This window comes from Mucilaginibacter robiniae (assembly GCF_012849215.1).
Classification (GTDB): domain Bacteria; phylum Bacteroidota; class Bacteroidia; order Sphingobacteriales; family Sphingobacteriaceae; genus Mucilaginibacter; species Mucilaginibacter robiniae.
Genome location: NZ_CP051682.1, coordinates 4,636,695 through 4,654,959, shown reverse-complemented (window position 1 = coordinate 4,654,959; position 18,265 = coordinate 4,636,695). Strand labels below are relative to the sequence as shown.

Below are 18,265 nucleotides of genomic sequence, written 5' to 3'. Positions count from 1 at the left end.
GGTGAAAAGCAATTTAGTCAATCAAAGCATCATACAACACTTCAACCGGATGTAAAGCTTTCCGGCCAATTCCGTCTTTAATCTGGTGGCGGCAACTGGTTCCGGTTGCTGCTATAATAACATCATCACCCTGCTCGCGAATAGTGGGCAAAAGCACCAACTCGGCAATTTGCATAGAAATGGCATAGTGCTCCTTTTCATACCCGAAGGAACCGGCCATGCCACAACAACCAGACGGGATAGTTTGTACTTCATAATTTTCCGGCAGTGAGAGTATGACCTGAGAAGCTCCCTGAGCCGACCATGCTTTTTGCTGACAATGCCCATGCAACTGAATTAACTTTTTCTCTTGCGTAAATTGTGCTTTGGTGATGTTGCCTTTTTTGAACTCTTGTGATAAAAACTCATCAATCAAGTAAGAATGTCTGGCTAACTGCTGAGCAGCTTGCAATTGATCGTCATCTACTAAATCTACGTACTCATCCCTGAATGTTAATATAGCAGAAGGCTCTAAACCAATCAATGGTGTGCTTTCAGAAATAATTGGGCTTAGCAGAGCTACATTTTGTTGAGCAATTTTCTTAGCTGAACGTAGTAACCCTTTGGATAACGAGGCTCTGCCACTTTCTAAATGTTCTGGAATGATGACCTCATAACTTAATCGTTCCAGAAGCAATATAGCTTTCATACCAATTTCAGTATCCTGGTAATTAGTAAATTCATCACAGAAAAAGTAAACCTTACCTTTAGCTTTCAAATTATCCGTGGCATAGGAGTTACTACCCTTGCGTTTATCAAACCAGCGCTTTAAGGTAAACTGATGTAGCTTAGGTATAGATCGTTCTGGAGCAAAGCCGGCTATTCTTTTAATCAAGTTACTGGTAGCTTTACCTGTCATTACTAAATTATACAACCCTGGCATCCAAGCTCCTATTTGAGCAGATTTGGTGTAGTTGGCAATCAGCTTCGACCGGAACGGTACCCCATTTGCATCCTGATATTGCTGCAAGAATTCGGCTTTTAGTTTTGCCATATCCACGTTGGAAGGACATTCGGACTTACAGCCTTTGCAGCTGATGCATAAATCCATGACTTCCTTAATTTCCTCATGGTTAAATCGATTTAGCTTATCCGAATGGGTCAGGAACGTTCGTAGGATATTAGCTCGTGCACGGGTAGTATCTTTTTCATTTCGGGTTGCCATGTACGACGGGCACATGGTTCCGCCCATCAAGTGCGACTTGCGGCAATCGCCCGAACCATTACACTGTTCAGCATGTTGTAGTACATCCTGGTTTGGGTACCGAAACACCGTTTTAAATGATGGTGTTTGCTGGCCTGGCGTATAGCGCAGCATGGTATTCATAGGTGGCGTATCTACAATTTTACCGGGGTTAAAAATATGTTTCGGATCCCAGGTGTGTTTGATTTCTTTGAGCAGCTGGTAGTTTTTAGAACCAATCATTTGTTCAATAAACTCGCCCCGCAAACGGCCATCGCCATGCTCACCACTTAATGAACCATTATATCTTTTAACCAATACAGCAATCTCCTGCGCAATGGTGCGAAATAGCTGATTACCTTCAACCGTTTTCAAGTTAATGATGGGACGTAAATGTATTTCGCCCGAACCAGCATGTGCATAATGCACTGAGTACAAGCCATGCTTTTCTAAAATCTTGTTGAAATCTCGAATGTAGGCTGGCAAATCCTGTACATCTACAGCGGTATCCTCAATTACCGGTACAGCTTTATCATCCCCCGGCAAGTTGCTGAGTAAGCCTAGTCCGGCTTTACGTAAGTTCCATATCCGTTTGGTATCAGCACCAAATAATAAAGGAAAGTGGTAACCTAAACCACCTGAGCGCATTTCATTTTCTACTTGCGTGGCTATGTTAATCACCTCTTCGCGCGTGTGCCGGGCATATTCAACTACTAGAATAGCTCCCGGATCTCCCTGTACAAAAAAGCGGTTTTGCCGTTGTTCTAAATTGTCTTTTGTACATTCCAGTATGTAATGGTCAATTAGCTCACTCGCACTTGGGTTATACTTTAGCGCAATCAAATTAGCACGTAAAGCTTCATCGATACTGTTGAAATGTACACAAAGTAAACCTGCTTCCTTGGGCGGTAAAGGCATCAAGTTTAATTTGATTTCGGTAATGAAAGCCAGCGTGCCTTCCGAACCGGCCAGTAACTTGCAAAAATCAAACTCTTCACCGCCTGCCGTAAAGGGTGCTGTTTCTAACAGAACATCAACAGCATAGCCGGTATTGCGGCGTTCTATACTTTTCTTCGGAAAGTTTGCTCTGATTTCTACCTGGTTTTCATAATTGCTTAACTGGCTTCGAATAGATCGATAGATAGCTGATTCTAACGATGAGCCTGAACATTTATTAATGAAATCATCAAAGCTGAGTACCTTGAACTCTGCTTCCGAACCATCGCTCAATATGGCTTTTATTTCTAATGTATGTTCGCGTGTGCTCCGGTAAACTAAGGAGTTGGAGCCACACGAGTTATTACCTACCATACCGCCAATCATGGCGCGGTTAGCAGTGGATGTTTCAGGACCAAAAAGTAAGCCGTTAGGCTTCAAAAATAAATTCAACTCATCGCGGACTACGCCCGGTTGCACACGTACCCATCTTTCGGTAGTGTTTAGTTCCAATATCTGTTTAAAGTGTTTGGATACATCGACTACGATTCCATTACCGACCACCTGCCCGGCAAGTGACGTACCTGCAGTTCGAGGTATTAAAGAGGTGCCTTCCTTTTGAGCAAAGTTTATAAGCAGCTTAATATCCTCTACTGAACGCGGGATAGCTACAGCCAGCGGCATTTCAGCATAAGCAGAAGCATCAGTAGCGTATAAAATACGCATAGTTGAACCCGTATGCAGTTCACCTTTCAATTGCTCGGCCAACAACTGCAACTGTTGTTCTATTACATCAGGCTTTAGTTTGGCCGGTGTAAGTGCTTTCAAAAATTTTATCTGCGTTATTGGTTTCAAACCCATCTCTTCTGTGCTCCGCTTTAATATCCGTTAATGGCAGATGCTGGTATTCAGGTAAAACTAATCTTTCTGCAAATTCTACATAGCTGCCAGCTATCGGCATGGTTTCGCCATCGGCAAAGGTGGCATTCTGCATTTCGGCTACAGTGCTGCTTTGGCGCAACAATCCGTCTTCGCTTACTTTCATGATGCCGCCAGCATTATTCAGCTTAATGCCTAAGCTTTCTACAAACGCATCAAACTCGGCTAGCATATTGTAGCCTTCTTTTAAAGAGTGCACGCTTATGGTATAATGGTTTAAATAGTAACGGTTGTAAATAACCCAGGCAGCATATTCACTTTCTGCAAGCAGTGTTTCATAATCCTGCTTGGTGGGTAATTGCCAAAGAGCTTGGTGAAAGAACTCTCCCACTTGCTGCCCATTATCTAAATCCAGCCGATCTACCGGATCAGTGTGAGTACCTTTCGTGTACTGATGTATAATTTGCTGTGCAGCTTCTGAAAGGGTATCAACAATTAATTCGCTAATAAAAATGCGCGGATATACTGGTGAAGGTGGTGCATACCAGTAAGCATTCAGCTTTTTGCCTTCAAAATAGTAGTAATCACGCTTTTGATAGCCATGATGCAGGAATATCTTTTCAAATGATGCAATACCTAAGTTAGGTACGCCCAAAGTACGGAAAGCAATATGGTCATTTACAATTTCCTGCTGCGAGTTTACTACACCATTTTCTATTAAGGCGCTAGTTATTCTTTTAACGGCCGGAACCTTGGCTGCATAGCGCTCAAAGAGCATGTTCAGAAATATATCTAAAGGCGTATGTTGATCAAATTTCATGCCAGAAGTTGCTTGATGCTTTTGGAGAATAGTCAAAAGTAAATAAAGGAATTTACCTTGCCTATTATATCTGAAATTGACAGAAATATATCCGGAAATACAAAAAGCTGCTTTTAACGAAGCAGCTTTTTATTGATTATTTTTTACCCTAATTGGTATTTGTAGTATCAGGCGGTGTTGAACTGATTTCACCAAACTCATTTACATACGCAATCATATTTTCCAGATCGCCACCGGATGAGTTTTGCTTACGTTCCTGTTTTCGTTGTGCTTTATCTTCTTTCTTCTTTTGCTTGTTTTTTTCAAGCTGTTTCTTCATGTATGTTGCTTGTGATTTCGCCATATTATAAATTTTCAGGTTAACAAAATTTATAGAAACAAAAAGCACCTGCCTTATACAGGCAGGTGCTTTACGATTAATTTTATAGTACTAATTAAATTACTTTTACATTTACCGCGTTAAGGCCTTTTCTGCCTTCTTCTACATCAAACTGTACTTTATCGTTTTCACGAATTTGGTCGATGAGGCCAGTAGAGTGTACAAAAATATCACTTCTGTTATCACTCTGAGAGATGAATCCAAAACCTTTTTCGGTATTGAAAAACTTTACTGTTCCTTCTTTTTGCATTATATTTTATTAATAAGTATGCAAGGTAAGTATTATAATTGGTCTATTATTTACTTTAGGTAAATTTATTTTCCAATAATTCAATATACATGGCTTAAATACTTAATTATAAGCAATCTATAAAATCAAATCGTTACGTTGCTAACAAAACAAATTTCTACTTTAAACTATTTACCCATAAAATACTCCTTATGCCTAAATGGTTAAAAACTATTCTTAAAATATTAGCTGTACTAGTTGGTGTAATTGTTTTGATTACCCTTTCGCTTACTTTATATATTACGTTTAATAAAAAGAAAGTACTGGCATTAGTTAACCAGGAGCTAAACAAAAATCTAAATGGCACCATTACCATTGGCGACATGCAACCTTCCTTTTTTCAAGGATTTCCCAATGTGTCATTGACCTTGAAAAATGTATTAGTTCGTGATAAAAGATGGCCAGAGCATCATCATACTTTATTAGATGCAAAGAACTTTAATGTAGGTGTAAATACCGCAGCGTTACTTAGGGGTGCTATCAGTGTCAATCATATTGATATTAGCAATGCCGCTATTGATTTGTATACCGACAGTACTGGTTACAGTAATACAGATCTATTTAAAAAGAAGAATAAACCAAAAGACAAGTCGAACGATAATAGCAGCTCATCTGCAGAATTTGGTAAAATTAGCTTAAATAATGTAAGCTTTGCCCTAAACAATCAAAAAAAGAACAAGCTGTTCGCTTTTGATATTAACAATCTGGAAGGTAAAATGACTTACCCTGATTCGGGGTGGCACGCCGACTTGCAATTAAAAGTGCAAGCGCAAAGTTTAGCCTTCAATACAGACAATGGTGCCTTTATTAAAGGTGAGTTCATTGCCGGAAGATTGATTGCCGGCTATAATGAAGATACAAAAAAAATCAGTGTAGTATCTGACGCCCTATCTATAGGCAATGATCAGTTTGCTATTAACGCTATATTTAAGACAGGTGGTAAACCAGTTAACTTTGATATCCGTGTAGCAGCTAATCAAATACTTTGGAAACATGCAGCATCGCTTTTGGCTGCTAATATTACCCAAACGCTGAACAAGTTTAATCTGGCAAAGCCTATAGCGGTTAAAGCCCAAATAGCCGGTAGTTTTGGTGGCGGAGATCCGTTGTTGAATGTTACCGGTAACGTAGTTAATAATACCGTAACTACACCGGGTGGTGTAATTAATAATTGCAGCTTTACCGGTGTTTTCACGAACAATTACCAAAATGGCAAAGGGCTGAATGATGAAAATTCGGCTATTAAGCTTTATCATTTAACAGGTAAATACAACAATTTGCCTTTTAGTATTGATACAGGTTCTATCATCAATTTACATAAACCTATCGCCGTAGGTAATATAAAATCCAGTTTTCCTATATCTAATTTGAATGGTTTAGCTGGCGATGATATTGCAAAGTTTGGTGCAGGTACAGCTAGTTTGCAGCTGCACTATAAAGCTGATATTATCGATTTTCGCTTAAAAAAACCTGTAGTGAGCGGTGATATCAATATTAAGGATGCAAGCTTTACTTACGTTCCAAGAAACTTGGCATTAACACATACCTCATTATCTATGCGCTTTGCCGGTAACGACTTGATATTAAGTAATATTAAATTGCAAAGCGGACATAGCAGTTTAACTATGGAAGGCCGGGTAAGTAACTTCCTGAACTTCTATTATGATGCACCGGAAAAAGTTTTATTAACCTGGCAAGTACATAGTCCGCAAATACACCTGGCTGAGTTTTTAGGTTTTTTGAGTGCCAAAAAACACGTGAGTAAAGTAGTTCATAAACGCACAAGCAATAATATTATTGATCAATTAGGTGATGTTTTGGATAAAGGCAATGCAGTGATGCACATTCAAATAGATAGGCTCTTTTACAAGAACTTTTTGGCTACTAATGCACATGCCGAATTGGTAACTGTATCCGACGGTATCCTGATTAAAGATATGGGCGTACAACATGCAGGTGGTTCACTTGAACTAAATGGCCGGTTAATTCAAGGCGATAACCTAAACCGCTTTAACATCAACACAACCGTTAACAGGGTTAACGTCCGCGATTTCTTTCGTTCATTTGACAATTTTGGCTTAAGCGGTATTACTTATCAAAATTTAAAAGGCTTTTTATCTGCCACCGCGCATATTAGTGGCGGTATAACTGACAACGGAAACCTGGTGCCTCGTTCCATTAAAGGCGTAGCTAATGTGAAATTAAGCAATGCTGAATTACTTGATTATAGTCCGCTGGTTAGTGTGGGCCGGTTTGCCTTCCCTTTCCGTAACATGAAGGATATAGTGATACCTAGTTTGAATGCTAAGTTTGACATACATGGCGACAAAATTATTATCAACCCGATGCAAATCAACTCCAGTGTAATTAATGCTGATGTAGCTGGTACTTACGCCTTGAGCCGTGGCACCAATATAGCCTTTGATGTTCCGCTTAGAAACCCTAAAAACGACGAAGGGATAACAGATAAAGACGAATTACAACAACGCCGTTTTAAAGGATTAGTACTTCATCTAGTAGCTAAGGATGATGAAAACGGAAAAATTAAAATAGGCTGGAATCATGACCATAAATAATGATTAAATAAGCTTGTGTTAAAGTTCTGGCTTTAACACAAGCTTTCCACTGCTTTTTTAAATGTTGGATAGGTAAACTTGTAACCACTATCTAGTAATATTTGAGGCACAACCCATCTGCTCTTTAAAATTAATTCTGTTTCAGTACGAATTACAAATGCTCCAATCCCCAGCAGCCACTCAGGAGCTGGTAGCCCCCAGGTACGATGGTAAGCCTGCCGTATAAACATCATCTCACGAGCATTACTAATTACCTCAGGTGCCGTGCAGTTGATTATGCCAGCAAGTTCAGGATGCAAAAGGAGCCATTCTGTTATTTGTGCCACATCTTGCTCATGTATCCAAGATACAAGCTGCCTGCCGTTACCTTGTTTACCACCTAAACCCAGCTTTACCAAGTTTAACAAACGAGGATATACACCATCATCTTTTCCAAATACAATACCCATTCGTAAAGCTATTTTGCGTGTATGAGGCATATCAGCTTCAAAAAAGGTCTTTTCCCATAGGCGGCATACTTCAACGGAGAATCCGGTACCTTCTTCACCTTTTAGTTCATCTTGTGCACAATCTTCAGCATGACGGTAAATGGTGGCTGAGGTAACATTAATCCACAATTTAGGAGGATGTTGCAACTGCTTAACTGCCTTACCCAATAAAGCTGTAGGTATGATTCTGGAACTGATAATTGCTTGTTTATTTTTTTCTGTATAACGGCAGTTCACATTCTTACCGCATAAGTTAATTAGTAAATCAGCATTTTCAAGTTCAGTTGTCCAATCACCAAGAGTTTGTCCATTCCATATCACTGTTCTAATATTGTTACTATGTGATTTTAAATTACGGCTCAGTACAACTACTTCGTCTGCCAAGCTTTCATAATAGTTGCTAAGCACCGTACCTAAATAACCATTGCCGCCTGCTAAAATTATTTTATGATACTTTTTCATATTGTTAGAATTTTAAGATGATTACCAAAATCAATACACGATAGACAAACCAACTTGTGGTAAGTAACCAGCCTAAGTTCAAGAGCTTTGTGCGGCGTACATGTTCAAGCAACATTAAGCCAGCTACCATCAAAAAATAGCCTGTATTAAGCAGTGCAGACATGTTAAACAGATGATTTACTATAAAAGCAGGTAGCAGTAACAAAGCGCCCATTAATGAAATAGTCATCATGTTGCCTAAATAATTCCATTTTTGATCAGGCTGATACCATGCAGCTATTAAACCCTGAAATACAATTTGCCCGCCGCATATCCAATATTCTCTGTAAGTGTTGCCTACAGGTACAACACCTTGTAACAACTGCGCATACTGCGTTAAAATATAACCTACTACTAACCACGTGAACAGCAGGTAAGCCAACCGGTAAGTTAATTTAAAATCGGGTTGAATAGTGTGCTGCTTAGAGTATCCTGGTACAATTATCCGCCGGTTATATGATATGAACGCGTACATTTTACTTGCCAACCAAACAAATGGCTGCAAAGAAAACAACCATTTGAACGCCGGGAAAGAATAAGCGATTACCTTAAATAAGCTGTTTACGCCATAACTTACTTCGCCAGTATTAGTGTTTACTAAAGCAATTTCGTTTACTGCTCTTTTCATATCTACCAATGGGCAAATACTTTGAGGTACATCTTGGTAACTGGTTCGGCCATCATGGTCAAGCATTCCTGTATTTACAAAGGTTTTAGTGTATAAGTTGCACATAGGGCATTCTGCATCATACAGAATAACATGATTTTTTAAAGCTTTCATAATGGTTTATATAATATTTTCAGTAATTTTTGAAAGTTTAAAGCAAAAAATAAGCTATTTGAACAGCTTAAATAATGAACCCCAAAACCACGACTCTTCTGCTTTCAACATAGTTTCTAAAGTTTTATTCACGTTTTTAGCTAACTTATTGATATCGGTAACGGAAGTTTTAAAGGTTTTAAATTCTGGGTCCTGCATGTCACCTTTAAGTTCTGAAAGTTCATTTAAAACTTTAACCATTGGGTCCAACTCTCGCTTTTTTCGTTCCTGAGCCACTTGTCTGGCCACGTTCCAAATATCTTTATCTGCAAAAAAATATTCTTTGCGCTCGCCGGCGCGATGTTGTTTTTCAACTAACCCCCATCCTATCAAATCACGCAAAGTCATGTTTGCATTGCCTCTAGAAATACTTAAAGCTTGCATAATGTCCTCTGTAGTTAATGAGTCTGGTGAAAGCAGCAGCAATGCATGTACCTGAGCCATAGTACGGTTAATCCCCCACTCTGAGCCTAATTTACCCCAGGTTTCAATAAATTTTTGCTTGGCTTCTACTAGTTCCATAAGGCAAATGTAAACACTGCAAAATAAACTTTCAAAACTTATTGAAAGTTTATTTCAAATTTATAATCATTACGATCTAAGCCAAATTATTAACAACATACACAAAGCAGCTGCTAAGGTATTTAAGAAATTTACAGCATCATTTTTAAGGTAACTTTTCCTCTCCAGTGCAGCTCCCAATACAGAATCAACCAGATTACCTAAGGTACCACAGAGTACCAGCCAACCCAATGCGGAATAATCACCTTTACTAATGCTGTAAATTAAAGCTATTAACAGACTGCCTATCACTCCAATAAATGTACCTTCTAAACTTATTACGCCATCTAAGCCAGGCTTGTCGGGCTTTAAGGTTAAAATATTAATGAAGCGTTTACCATAGATAGTTCCTAGTTCTGACGACCATGTGTCAGCTGTAGCAGTACAAAAAGTAGAGGCTATAAGTAACTGTAATATAATATTATATTGTGGAATGACTAAAGCAACAGCACCCAATAATCCAGCAACGCCTGCATTAGCAATAACCTGGCTGGCTTTGCGTGGTTTTTTGTCGCCTTCTGCCCCTCTAAGCTGCTGCTTTTCGCGTGCTTTCCATGCTGTTGCTGCAGTTCCAGTAATGAAAAAAGCTGCCATCATCATTATGCCGCAGTAACCAGAAGCAGCAAATATAAGAGCGCCAGTTACTCCTCCAACCAAGGCTGCACTGAGTGTTAGCTTTTTATATTTATAACTCAAAAATGCCCCTAGCAATAAGATCGCCAAAGCAGAATAATCAACTACCAACATAGATTTATCAAGGTTGAAATTTACGAATGTGGATAAATATATTCTTCATTATTGCCGAAAAAGTAACCTTTTTGCATAGATTTTGTATTATTGAAGTACAAATCAATCTTCACCTTCGAAAACTCTACTGAATTGGAAAAATTTGGACGTATAGCTTTAAAAACCATACTTTGGATAGTTGCAAGTGTCATATTCCTGGTGCTGCTTGTATTTGTTTTGATACAGGTACCAGCTGTACAACAATTTGCAAAAAACAAAGCCGTTAACTTTTTAGAAGGCAAAATTCATACTAAAGTACAGATCGGCCACATAACGCTGGGTCTTCCTAAACTCATTGTTCTGGAAAATGTTTACTTTGAAGATCAAAAACGTGACACCCTTTTAGCTGGCGATAAGCTGAAAGTAGATATTGATTTACTGAAGCTTATTGACAAAAAGGTAGAGGTAAACGAAATCAACCTGCAAGGCATTACCACTAAAATCAGCCGTGATAAAGACAGCACGTTTAACTTTGATTACATCATCAAAGCATTTGCCGGCGAACAAAAGAAAGAGCCCAAACCAGAAGATACGACTTCAACCATGAAGTTTGCACTTGATAAAATTATTCTGGATCGCATCAATGTATCTTACAAAGATGTGACTACGGGTAATAATGTTAAGTTTTTATTAGGCCACTTTGATACCCGCATTAAAGATTTCGATTTAGACAAAATGAAGTTCAGCATTCCGAAAATTAATCTTTCGGATGTAGATGCTGTGGTGATTCAAACACCTTCAGGTTCATCAGTGGCTCAGGCTGCTGCCGTAGATACAGCTACAAAACCCATGAACCTAACTTTAAATTTGGGTACTATCGACCTAAATAAGATTAAAGTTAATTACCGAACCAATGAAATGAAAGCCCATGTGAACCTAGGCGCATTTACAGTGGAAATGGATAAAATTGATTTGAAAAATCAAAAGGTAGGTATTAAAAGCATTGAACTGAATGATACTCGTGCTGGTTTAACCTTAGCTAAGCCGCAAACTGTAGTTAAAGCAGTAGTGAAAACAGTTAAAAAGCTGGACACATTGGTTAGCAAGCCACAAGCATCTAAGGGCTGGAGTGTTGCTTTAGGTAAATTAACTTTAGCTAATAACGATATCCGTTTTGATAATGATGCGCAATCTCCTTTACGCAGAGGGTTGGATTTTGCCCACATGAATATCAAAGACCTAACGGCTGATATCGAGAACCTGTCATATAACCCCGACACCATTGCTGGTAAAGTAAACCAACTTACCTTTAATGATAAGAGTGGTTTTGCCTTAAAGGAGTTTCATACCAACTTTTTTTACGGGCCTAAAAATGCTTACTTAAAGAATTTGTATGTGGAAACACCACAAACAGTTTTGCAAAAAGATGTACAGGTAGCTTATCCTTCTATTGCTACCTTAAGTAATGATATAAGCAAGTTAAGCATCAACGCTAACCTGGATGGCAGCCGTTTGGGTTTACGCGATGTACTGCTGTTGATGCCAACGATGGCCAGCATGGAGCCATTCCGCAGTACGCCAAACGCGGTGTTCAAAATCAATGGCCGGATTATGGGTGCTGTTAACAATCTGAATATCCCGAATTTTGAAGTAAGCGGTTTATCAGGAACCCATATCAAAACATCAGCTGTACTAAAAGGCTTGCCAGATGTGAACAAAGCTTACTTTGATGTTAACCTAACCGACTTTACAACCAATCGTAGCGATATATTCAAATTAGCCCCTCGCGGCACTATACCAACTAGTGTTAGTATTCCTGAATACCTCAGCCTGAAAGGTAAACTGAAAGGCAGCATGAAAGATTTAAACACGCAATTAAACCTGCGTTCCAGCTATGGCAGTGTTGATGCTATCGCGCACGTAAAAAATGCTACGGATGTAAATCATCTTATCTATGCAGCTAATGTAAAAGTTAATAATCTGAATGCAGGTGCTTTAACCAAAATGCCGCAAACCGTTGGTCGTTTAACGCTTGCTGCTAAGGTAAATGGTTCAGGTATCGATCCTAAACACTTGAATGTACAATTTGCTGCCGATGTAGTTAGTGCACAAGTAAAGGGCTACAATTACCGCAACTTAGTAGCCAGAGGTACAGCCCGCAACGGCAGCTATGTAATTAATGCACGCATGAAAGACCCGAACATCAATTTTACATTAGATGGAAAGGCTAACATGAACAAAAAATATCCATCAGTTACTGCAAACTTACTGGTAGATAGCATTAATTTACAAAAACTGAACTTTGTAAAAGATGATATTCGTTTTCATGGTAAGTTAGTTGCTGATGTTCCAACTGCTGATCCGGATTATTTGAATGGTAATATTCAACTAACCGATATGTTATTGGTAAATAAAGGCCAACGGATACAACTGGATACCGTAAGTGTTAAAGCAACTGCTAATGCAGATAGCAGCAGCCTCCGCCTGAAAACGCCATTCTTGTACGCACACCTTGGCGGCAAGTATAAGTTAACTGAAATCGGTACAGCATTGCAAGGCGAAGTAAACAAATACTTTAATACAGCTTTAGCCGCTACACCAGCTGCTCGTCCAACTGGACCGGCTAAGTACTCGCCAGAGCAATTTAAGTTTGATCTGCGTATTGTCAAAACACCTTTGGTAACTCAGTTTGCTCCTGATCTGAAGCAGCTAGACCCTATCCTGATTAACGGAAGTTTTGATAGTCAATCCGGTCAGTTATTGGTAAATGGTAATATGCCTAAAATCATTTATGGCACTAACGTAGTAAGCAACGGCAAAATCAATATAAACACCAATAATAATGCTTTAAACTACAGCCTTACCTTTGATCAGATACAGGCTGGCAGCAGCTTGAAGCTACTGTATCCAAGCATCAGCGGTAATGCCCAGAACAATAAATTGAATTTAAGCGTGCAGATACGTGATGCTGCACAGAAAGAACGCTACCGTATTGCCGGTATATTTAATGTAGTGCCTGGTGCTTATCAGTTCAGCTTTTTGCAAAACGGCTTATTGCTTGATTATACCGAATGGGCAGTTAACCCTAATAACTCTTTCCAATATGGCCCTAAAGGCATTTTAGCTCGTGATTTTGCTATTACCAACAATAACCAAGTATTAAGCATTACCAGTAATCCGCCACAAGCTAATGCCCCATTAACTGTATCTTTCAATAACTTTAAAATTGAAACCTTAACCCGTTTAGCCCAGCAAGATTCGCTGCTGATTGGCGGTACAATTAATGGTAATGCAGTGGTTAGTAATGTTCAAACTTCGCCGGTATTTACCTCCGCACTCAACATTAATGATTTTAACTTTAAAGGTGATACTGTTGGTAACATTGCTATTAAAGTAAACAATCAAACTGCTAACGCCTATGCAGCTAATGTAAGCATCACCGGCAAAGGCAATCAGGTTGATTTAAATGGTTTGTATTATACCGGAACACCAGCTGGTCGCCTTGATTTAAATTTGAATATTGTAAACCTCGGCATGAAGAGCATTGAGGGATTCAGTTTCGGATCCATCAAAGAAGCCACAGGTAATATTACCGGACAACTAAAAGTTACCGGAACTACATCTGCTCCGCAAGTACGTGGAGATATTAACTTTAATAAAGTTGGCTTTAACGTAGCCATGCTGAACTCCTACTTCAGTATGCCTAACGAAAGTATTACCTTCAACAATGAAGGTGTCCGCTTCAATGACTTTACGTTGGTCGACTCAACCGGCAATAAAGCTATAGTAACTGGTACTTTATATACCCAAACTTATACCGACTATAAATTTGGTATCGATATCAGAACTGATAATTTCCGGGTAATTAATTCTACTCAGGCTGATAATAAATTGTATTATGGTAAACTGTACTTAGATAGCCGTATCAAAGTACGTGGCGATATGAATAAGCCGGTTGTAGATGCAACCTTGACGGTAAACGATAAAACAGACATGACCTTTGTATTACCGGCCGACGACCCGAGTGTGGAAGACCGAAAAGGCGTAGTAGAGTTTATTGATAAGGATGCGCCTAAACTCGATTCCATTTTGATGGCGAAGCAGTTAGATTCGTTACGAAAATCAGAAGTAACTGGTTTAGATGTTACTGCAACTGTTAACATTAACAAAAATGCCAACTTCAATGTAGTAATTGACCCACGTAACGGCGACGTAGTACATATTCAGGGTGAAGCACATTTAAATGGTGGTATTGACCCAAGTGGTAAAACCAGCTTGACTGGTACATATGTAGTTAACGAAGGTTCTTATCAATTATCATATGGACCAGTTAACCGCCTCTTTAAATTTAAGTCTGGCAGTACCATTACTTGGGCTGGCGATCCAACCTTGGCTAATATTAACATCACCGCTGTTTACTTAGCTAACGTTCCGCCGATTGACTTGGTTGAAGACCAAATTGGTGGTACTGATGCGCAACGTACAGTATATAAAGAAAAGTTACCATTCAATGTAAATCTGAATTTAACTAATCAGTTACTTACACCAAAAATTAGCTTTGACATTGTACTGCCTGATAGCAACTATACCGTATCACAAGATGTAATTGACAACGTGAATACTCGCTTACAACAAATTCGCCGTGATACTAATGAATTGAATAAACAGGTATTAGGCGTATTGGTGCTGGGCCATTTTATTGGTGATAACCCACTACAAAGTCAAGGTGGCAGCGCCGGGGTTGAAGGTGCCGTACGTAATAGTGTAAGCAGCTTGCTTTCTAACCAATTGAATAAATTGGCTGGTAACCTAATTGGTGGTGTTAATTTGAACTTCGATTTATCATCCGGTCAAGATTACTCAACAGGTGTAGAACAGAACCGAACAGATTTGAACGTAGGTTTATCCAAACGTTTCTTAAATGACCGGTTAACGGTTACTGTTGGTAACAACTTCCAACTGGAAGGTCAGTCACAACCGGGCGAGAAAACGAGCAACATAGCCGGCAACGTTACGGTTAACTACCGGTTAACGAAAGATGGCCGTTACATGTTAAGAGCCTACAGACGCGATCAGTACATCGTAATTCAAGGTCAAGTGGTTGAAACAGGTATCGGCTTTACCTTAACTGTTGATTACAATCATTTCAAAGAAATATTCTCGAAATCAACTAGACGAGATAAAGAATTGCAAAAACGCAAAAAAGAAGAGAACAAGGAGAAGAAAGAAGACAAAAAAGAGCAAGAGCAGGAAAAAAAGGAGCAACAGACTCAAAGCGAGCCTATACAAGCCACTGAGCCTAAGCAAACCCCCACTAACTAAATCATGATTAAACATTTAACCTATTTATTATTAATATCATTACTTTTTAGCGCTTGCAGCACCACCAAAGACTTGCCGGCCGGACAAAAGCTATATACCGGCGGCGAGGTTAAGATTGCTGATAAAGACATTAAAAAGAATGATGCTAAAGCCTTATCAAGCGAACTGCAAGGTTTGTTACGACCAGCGCCAAACGGTAAGATTTTAGGCTTACGTATTAAGTTGTACATTTATCAAAAAACAAGAACTACAAAAACTAAAGGTTTAAAACATTGGCTGAATACCAAGTTTGGTGAACCGCCTATACTGGCCAGTTCGGTTGATTTGCAAAAAAACAGTCAAATATTGCAGAACCGCTTACAAAACGAAAGCTATTTTCAGGCGCAGGTTAGCGGTGATACTGTTGCCAAAGCTAAAGTAGCCAAAGCGGTTTACATTGTGCAGGCAGGTCCAGCTTATAAATACCGTAACATTACTTTCCCAACAGGTAAAGGAAGTTTAGATACAGCTGTTACCGGAACATCAGCCAAAACCTTCTTGAAACCGGGTAACAAATACAATCTGGACATTATCAAGAACGAGCGTTTACGTATTGATGCTCGTTTGAAAGAAGAAGGATTCTACTATTTTGCTCCGGAAGATTTAATTGTACAAATCGACTCAACCATTGCGGGTCATCAGGTAGATGCTTTTTTAAAGGTTAAAGATAATACCCCTAACAAAGCTCGTCGTATTTACACCATCAATAACATTTATGTGTACCCAGCCTACACCTTGCGTGACACAGCTTTAAAACTGGATTCAGCCGTAAAGTATCGTTGGTACAATGTAATTGATCGTCGTAGAAGAACAGTTAAACCGTTCGTATTTAAGAACACTGTTTTACTGCATCCAGGCGAAGTTTACAACCGTACAGACCACACTAATTCATTAAGCCGTTTTGTTGAGCTTGGGCCATTTAAGTTTGTAAGAAATCGTTTTCAGGAAGTTGGTCAGGATTCATCTAAAATGGATGCCTTTTACTTCCTGACACAGTATCCTAAAAAATCACTTTCGTTTGATGCCCTGTTCCGTTCAACTTCGGCCAACTACAATGGTACACAGTTAAATTTAAACTGGCGTAACCGTAACGCTTTTAAAGGCGCCGAAAACCTGACTGTTACTTTGTTCGGAAGTACCGATGGCCAGATTGCCAGCAGTTACGGCGGTCATGCTCTTTCGCAAGTAGGTATTCAAACTACTTTATCATGGCCTCGCTTTATTAGTCCGTTTAACTTCAAGGCTGATAATGCTTATATACCACGTACAAACTTTTCGCTAGGCTATTCTGTGGTTAACCGTAGTGGTTTATATAACCTGAACTCTTTCAATGGTTCATTTGGTTACCAATGGAAACAAAGCAATCACAAAACGCACGAGTTAAATTTATTAAATGTTACTTACGTCAATCCATTGAAGGTAGATTCTGTATATACAGATAGTATCCGCAAAACACGGAACCCATCTTTGAAACACGTTATCGACCCTCAGTTTACGTTCGGTCCAAGCTATAGTTATACTTATACGAACACTACAGAAACCTACAGAACGAACACCATTTATTACAATGGTCGCATTAGCTTATCCGGTAATATATTGGGTTTGGTTATGGGAGCAGATACTTTGAATGGTAAACCTAAAACTTTATTTGGCACCAACTTTAATCAATATGTTAAATTGGAGAATGAAATACGTTACTTCCATAAAGTAGGATTGAGTAGCCAAATAGCAACCCGGTTAATTGTAGGTTTGGGTATTCCTTACGGAAACTCCACGATATTACCTTATAGCCAACAGTTCTTTATTGGCGGTGCAAACAGCTTACGTGGTTTCCGGGCAAGGTCAATCGGCCCAGGTGCTGTTGATCCTACTTCTGTAAACCCATCTAGCAACGCTTTCCTGGCCGATCAATCAGGTGATATCAAGATAGAAGGTAACATTGAGTTCAGGCCTAAACTATTCAGCATCGTGTACGGCGCCTTATTTGTGGATGCCGGTAATATCTGGAACTACAGAAGCCATCCGGGTCAGGAAAATGGTGTTTTCTCATCAAAGTTTTTAAGTCAAATGGCTGCTGATGCCGGCTTTGGTTTACGGTTTGATGCCAGTGTAATAGTACTACGTACCGACTTTGGTTTCCCAATATTGAAGCCTTGGTCAAATAGTAGCACCTCTACTCCGGGCATGGTTTTTAACTTAGCTATCGGATATCCATTCTAATCATGATTAAAAAACAAAGCTTTGAAAAGTGATGCTTAGCTTTGCAGCATTCATGAAAACTACCATTCCCTTACAAGTAATAGATTTAAATGATGATGGCTTCCACCTTTTGGTGGAAGCTTTCGTTTTTAATACCCGTTTTAACATAGTGCTGGATACTGGCGCATCAAAAACAGTGTTTGACCAATCAATGCTTTTAGAAGTTCAGAATAGCTTGAATATTACAGCTTCCGAACGCTTGTCGGCTGGGTTAGGTACTACAACTATGGCATCCTACAGTGCCATTTTAAATAACTTTAAAATAGGTAAGCTTTCACTCCTCAACTTTGAAGTAGCCGTATTAGATTTGTCCACCATCAATCAAGCCTATCAGCAGTTGAATCATCCGCAGGTACTGGGTGTATTAGGCGGCGATATCTTGATGCAATACAAAGCGGTAATTAACTATAATAAACTTACGCTTCGTTTAGAAATATGACAGTAGCAC

The 18,265-nt window shown here is 39.2% G+C and carries 12 protein-coding genes; 4 read left to right on the top strand and 8 right to left on the bottom strand.

From position 1 onward, the window contains the following. Positions 1–13: 13 nt before the first annotated feature. The 4 genes from HH214_RS20395 to HH214_RS20380 all read right to left on the bottom strand — a co-directional run bounded on the left by HH214_RS20395 (position 14) and on the right by HH214_RS20380 (position 4,486). On the bottom strand, positions 14–2,947 hold the full coding sequence (locus HH214_RS20395; protein ID WP_169611236.1) for an FAD-binding and (Fe-S)-binding domain-containing protein: 2,934 nt from the start codon (positions 2,945–2,947) through the stop codon (positions 14–16). Between the two features lie 4 nt (positions 2,948–2,951). Beyond that, a complete protein-coding gene (locus HH214_RS20390) occupies positions 2,952–3,857 on the bottom strand; it encodes a DUF1338 domain-containing protein (protein WP_169610789.1) in 906 nt (301 codons plus the stop codon). 148 nt (positions 3,858–4,005) lie between these two features. Continuing rightward, on the bottom strand, positions 4,006–4,176 hold the full coding sequence (locus HH214_RS20385) for a hypothetical protein (RefSeq protein WP_248282161.1): 171 nt from the start codon (positions 4,174–4,176) through the stop codon (positions 4,006–4,008). A 115-nt stretch (positions 4,177–4,291) separates the two neighbouring features. Then, positions 4,292–4,486: a cold-shock protein gene (locus HH214_RS20380; RefSeq protein WP_169610785.1), complete on the bottom strand. Its 195-nt coding sequence runs from the start codon at positions 4,484–4,486 to the stop codon at positions 4,292–4,294. Positions 4,487–4,677: 191 nt separating this feature from the next. Between HH214_RS20380 and HH214_RS20375 the strand changes: the two genes are divergently transcribed. After that, a complete protein-coding gene (locus HH214_RS20375) occupies positions 4,678–7,101 on the top strand; it encodes an AsmA family protein (protein ID WP_169610783.1) in 2,424 nt (807 codons plus the stop codon). 32 nt (positions 7,102–7,133) lie between these two features. Here the strand turns inward: HH214_RS20375 and HH214_RS20370 are convergent, their stop codons facing one another. The 4 genes from HH214_RS20370 to HH214_RS20355 form a co-directional block, all read right to left on the bottom strand. Beyond that, entirely contained in the window at positions 7,134–8,051 is a 918-nt protein-coding gene (locus HH214_RS20370) for a TIGR01777 family oxidoreductase (RefSeq protein WP_169610782.1), read from the bottom strand. Positions 8,052–8,055: 4 nt separating this feature from the next. Then, complete coding sequence (locus HH214_RS20365) at positions 8,056–8,871, bottom strand: DCC1-like thiol-disulfide oxidoreductase family protein (protein WP_169610780.1); 816 nt, start codon at positions 8,869–8,871, stop codon at positions 8,056–8,058. 54 nt (positions 8,872–8,925) lie between these two features. After that, positions 8,926–9,432, bottom strand: coding sequence for a GbsR/MarR family transcriptional regulator (locus tag HH214_RS20360; RefSeq protein ID WP_169610778.1), 507 nt, complete (start codon positions 9,430–9,432; stop codon positions 8,926–8,928). A gap of 69 nt (positions 9,433–9,501) precedes the next feature. Next, entirely contained in the window at positions 9,502–10,218 is a 717-nt protein-coding gene (locus HH214_RS20355) for a DUF92 domain-containing protein (protein WP_248282160.1), read from the bottom strand. 132 nt (positions 10,219–10,350) lie between these two features. Between HH214_RS20355 and HH214_RS20350 the strand changes: the two genes are divergently transcribed. From HH214_RS20350 to HH214_RS20340, 3 genes are read left to right on the top strand one after another with little or no spacing between them, the layout of a single operon-like run. Beyond that, entirely contained in the window at positions 10,351–15,519 is a 5,169-nt protein-coding gene (locus tag HH214_RS20350; protein WP_169610777.1) for a translocation/assembly module TamB domain-containing protein, read from the top strand. 3 nt (positions 15,520–15,522) lie between these two features. Then, positions 15,523–17,778 carry a translocation and assembly module lipoprotein TamL gene (gene tamL, locus HH214_RS20345; RefSeq protein ID WP_169610775.1) on the top strand — a complete coding sequence of 752 codons (2,256 nt, stop codon included), beginning with the start codon at positions 15,523–15,525 and terminating at the stop codon, positions 17,776–17,778. A 52-nt stretch (positions 17,779–17,830) separates the two neighbouring features. Continuing rightward, entirely contained in the window at positions 17,831–18,256 is a 426-nt protein-coding gene (locus HH214_RS20340; RefSeq protein ID WP_169610773.1) for an aspartyl protease family protein, read from the top strand. Positions 18,257–18,265 lie beyond the last annotated feature (9 nt).